This window comes from Lysinibacillus sp. fls2-241-R2A-57 (assembly GCF_030209535.1).
Taxonomy (GTDB): domain Bacteria; phylum Bacillota; class Bacilli; order Bacillales_A; family Planococcaceae; genus Lysinibacillus.
The window spans coordinates 1-3664 of the sequence record NZ_JARVRU010000224.1; the positions used below are offsets into that span (position 1 = coordinate 1).

The 3664-nt window shown below is 35.9% G+C and carries 6 protein-coding genes and 7 tRNA genes; 1 reads left to right on the forward strand and 12 read right to left on the reverse strand.

The window, feature by feature from the left end:
* Nucleotides 1–140: 140 nt before the first annotated feature.
* From QRN68_RS26360 to QRN68_RS27000, 5 genes are all read right to left on the reverse strand, one after another.
* Nucleotides 141–551 carry a hypothetical protein gene (locus QRN68_RS26360; protein WP_285400389.1) on the reverse strand — a complete coding sequence of 137 codons (411 nt, stop codon included), beginning with the start codon at nucleotides 549–551 and terminating at the stop codon, nucleotides 141–143.
* Between the two features lie 125 nt (nucleotides 552–676).
* A complete protein-coding gene (locus tag QRN68_RS26365; protein ID WP_285400391.1) occupies nucleotides 677–1075 on the reverse strand; it encodes a CPBP family intramembrane glutamic endopeptidase in 399 nt (132 codons plus the stop codon).
* Nucleotides 1076–1119: 44 nt separating this feature from the next.
* Nucleotides 1120–1446: a hypothetical protein gene (locus tag QRN68_RS26370; RefSeq protein WP_285400393.1), complete on the reverse strand. Its 327-nt coding sequence runs from the start codon at nucleotides 1444–1446 to the stop codon at nucleotides 1120–1122.
* A gap of 13 nt (nucleotides 1447–1459) precedes the next feature.
* A complete protein-coding gene (locus QRN68_RS26375; protein ID WP_285400395.1) occupies nucleotides 1460–1765 on the reverse strand; it encodes a DUF3784 domain-containing protein in 306 nt (101 codons plus the stop codon).
* Between the two features lie 423 nt (nucleotides 1766–2188).
* On the reverse strand, nucleotides 2189–2302 hold the full coding sequence (locus QRN68_RS27000; protein WP_350224373.1) for a hypothetical protein: 114 nt from the start codon (nucleotides 2300–2302) through the stop codon (nucleotides 2189–2191).
* Nucleotides 2303–2631: 329 nt separating this feature from the next.
* On the opposite strand from QRN68_RS27000, the gene QRN68_RS26380 reads away from it, so the two are divergent.
* Nucleotides 2632–2763, forward strand: a complete 132-nt coding sequence (locus tag QRN68_RS26380; RefSeq protein WP_285400396.1) for a hypothetical protein — start codon at nucleotides 2632–2634, stop codon at nucleotides 2761–2763.
* 179 nt (nucleotides 2764–2942) lie between these two features.
* Here QRN68_RS26380 and QRN68_RS26385 read toward each other — a convergent pair.
* The 7 genes from QRN68_RS26385 to QRN68_RS26415 form a co-directional block, all read right to left on the reverse strand.
* Nucleotides 2943–3023, reverse strand: a tRNA-Leu gene (locus QRN68_RS26385).
* Between the two features lie 47 nt (nucleotides 3024–3070).
* Nucleotides 3071–3144 (reverse strand) — tRNA-Cys (locus QRN68_RS26390).
* Nucleotides 3145–3152: 8 nt separating this feature from the next.
* Nucleotides 3153–3227, reverse strand: a tRNA-Gly gene (locus QRN68_RS26395).
* Nucleotides 3228–3234: 7 nt separating this feature from the next.
* Nucleotides 3235–3309, reverse strand: a tRNA-Gln gene (locus QRN68_RS26400).
* Nucleotides 3310–3328: 19 nt separating this feature from the next.
* Nucleotides 3329–3404, reverse strand: a tRNA-His gene (locus QRN68_RS26405).
* 32 nt (nucleotides 3405–3436) lie between these two features.
* A tRNA-His gene (locus QRN68_RS26410) sits at nucleotides 3437–3512 on the reverse strand.
* Nucleotides 3513–3528: 16 nt separating this feature from the next.
* Nucleotides 3529–3602, reverse strand: a tRNA-Trp gene (locus QRN68_RS26415).
* Between the last annotated feature and the right edge of the window lie 62 nt (nucleotides 3603–3664).

Below are 3664 nucleotides of genomic sequence, written 5' to 3' on the forward strand. Positions count from 1 at the left end.
GATTGATGTAACCATCATCCATTTAAACTAGGAACATTTCGCACAACAAACCTGCAGCGTAAGCTCAACAAGAAAAAAGATGCTGCCGCTGCAACACCTTGTTTAACTCTTGCGCCCGTTTGCGGATATATGAAAATTGATTAACCCTCAACAAGTCCATAATATTTATAAAGTTTACCTTCTGATTCTACGAGTACAATTGGTCCTCCAATTTCTTCTTTTTCTTTAACCGAAAAGACTTTTGCACCAACAGGCAATTTGTTCGACATTTCGTCTTTAAAGTTTGTATCTGTATCGTTTTTTGTTTTTATTTCTCCTACCTGCTCGCCTTTTGTTAAGGTTAGTTCTTCAACCCAATCAATTCCAGTCTGATAAATCACTCCATTGAACTGAAATATATCGGCTTCAGGGTCTAATTTTAAAACCTCTTCTGCATTAGGATTTTCAGTTTCATGAACTTCTACTTTACCTTTATCCGATGAATTAGAACATCCGACAGCAGTTAATAAAACGAACATAACCAAACCCAAAAATAATCTTGACACTTTCATGTTATCCCTCCTCGGATTGTTAGACGGATAAAGGTTAATTAAGTTACCTATTTGTTCCATAAAGTGATCCGATTGTTTAACACAAGTTAAACAATACTGTTCGACTAAACCTGCACCACGATTGCTTAATAGAGTATTGACGCAAATAGAACGTGAAGAAAGATATCTGCTGACATATGTGCAATCATTGCATATTCTAAGCCCTTCCTCCAGTACAAGTAACCAAACCACAAGCCTAAGAGCCCATTTAACACCAATGCCCGTATTACAATAATTGTAGATAGATCGCCGAATACTTGTATTGTCGCTGGTAAATGCCCTAATCCAAATATTATTGCTACAAGAAAAATTGCAACATAGTAAAAACTATTAGGAATGTTATCCTTTTCTTTTTTTGTTATCCAGGCCAATAACCATACAATGAACGTCATGCCAAACAATCGAAGCATTATTTCTTCTGTAAATCCTCCGTATAATGAAGCAAGTAAACCTTGCCACCAATTTGGTGAAGGAACTTGATTCATGGGTGCTCCAATCAAAGGGCTAAATACGAATAAATCAAGAAGAATTATAATAACGCTTCAATTAATGCTCCAACAATACTATTGATTAACCACTTTTTTGAGATATGTACTCGTATCTTAGGATAAACAATTCCATTTAATAATGGAGCGTTTAACCCTGTACGATTTTGAAGTCTTAAACCAACCAATATCAATACAAACATATATAAAGCTTGAAAAGTTGAATTTATAATAACTATTAATGAAGTTGGTATATCTCCCGGTATAGATTGATCGCCCATTAAAGTTATCTCATATGGAATTATAGCGAATATTCCTATTGTATTTAATATCGTAAATAACAGGACTAGTTTTATTCTCCAGTTTCCCACGTGTACACTCCTTTCAATATCCTATTTGATCTAATCCGATTACTATAATAATCATAATTACATCAATAATAGCCAAGACCCCAGAGATTTTTCCAACTGTAGCCCCAAACCATATGGTAAAAATAGATGTAAAAATGGCAATAACGCCTATAATAATTAAGAGAATACCGACTCTATTTCCTAGTCTTTCTTTATTAACTGGTACCCACGTTTCCCTGAAACCTGCAAGAAATACAAATGCCTGTTTTGCCCGAACAATATAGCCAGCCCAAATTAAAAATCCTCCGATAACTAGGCCGATTACCATTTCAATTCCCATTTCTTTTGTCCTCCCTTTATATCAGCAGTTATTTTTACAAATTTAACATATGAAAGGTTTTATTTATTCAACAAAATGGACCTTATGTGAAGCACTTGTATTTGGATGATCCAAAAGAAGTGTTGTCCAAATCTTTGTTATGCCTTTATTTGAATTATGATATGTATACGCTATGTTCACTTGGACCCCTAATTAAAGTTGTTTAATTCTTCGTCAACTAAAGCACTCGTTAGCCATCCATGTCGTGTAAAATTAACACTACACCACAGAAAATGGAAGATTATTACATTCTTTCATGGGAGTTTAAGAATATTTTATTCATTTAGTTTAAATTCGATTGATTTCGCTTGATACATTTTATTCTTAAAAATATAAGTAATTTGAATATCACCTTTTTATAAAATATACAATTTAAAAGATTTGCTAATCTTTTATCAATTGAACATCTATTGTTGATTTTCTAGTTTTCAATATTTCCACAAAATACTTTGGATTTTTTGGAGAAATTAGGATGGATTTATTATTACCATAGTATATTTCTAGTCGTTTAACTTGCCTTAAAAACTATTATTATCAAATCCCTTCTGTAGCTAAATATTTTTTCATCATAAAAAAAATATTGTATATCACTATTGTAACATATTAACAAAAATGGGGGTGCGCTCTTATAGAACCAAAAAGTCTGGAAGTTATAAATATCCTGCAAAAGCGAAAAAATGAGTATCTCGGAACTTTTTTAATCTTTATTTGTAGTTTTTGGGGCTTACTATTTTTCGTATCAATCCAAGATGCTTTAGCAGATAAAGCTTTAGAATTACCCATCAATGAAGAAATTGATACCGTGACTTGGATGCCTAAGGGATGGGGTGCTACGTGCTCAAGGAATTCGCCTAATCGAAGATTCTCAAACTGCTTTAGCTGGTACGAAATTCTTCTTATATGATATTTATGCTGATGGGGCAGTATACAATCCTCAAGCACTGGCTAAAGTAATTTGAATCTTTATTAACATTTATTCTTCTAATGAAAGTTCTCCTCGTCGTCTTCCCATTTCATCACCTCATAAGATTCATCACATAAGATTCTTGCGAATTTAATCGTATGAAGACAAATAAAAAAGACCTTCAACAAGAACGTTGAAAGTCTTTAGTATCAAGGTTTCTCACCTTGATATTGATACCGGTGGTCGGGGTCGAACCGACACTCCAAAGGAACACGATTTTGAGTCGTGCGCGTCTGCCAATTCCGCCACACCGGCACAATGGAGATAAAAAAAATCGGATAAACCGATTAAGTAATTAATTATGGAGGCGGCAACCGGATTTGAACCGGTGATAAAGGTGTTGCAGACCTGTGCCTTACCACTTGGCTATGCCGCCTTAATATTTGGAGCGGAAGACGAGGTTCGAACTCGCGACCCCCACCTTGGCAAGGTGGTGTTCTACCACTGAACTACTTCCGCAAAAAAATGGCTGGGGTACCTGGATTCGAACCAGGGCGTGACGGAATCAAAATCCGTTGCCTTACCGCTTGGCTATACCCCAAAAGTTAAATATATATAAATGGGGCGACTGATGGGAATCGAACCCACGAATGCCTGAACCACAATCAGGTGCGTTAACCACTTCGCCACAACCGCCATATTATTATATTTTATTATTTTAAATTAAATGGGGCGACTGATGGGAATCGAACCCACGAATGCCTGAACCACAATCAGGTGCGTTAACCACTTCGCCACAACCGCCATTATATTAATTAATTGGCAGGGGCAGTAGGAATCGAACCCACATCAAAGGTTTTGGAGACCTCTATTCTACCGTTAAACTATGCCCCTATGAATAAAAAACTGGTGGAGGGGGACGGATTCGAACCGCCGAACCCTAAGGAGCGGATTTA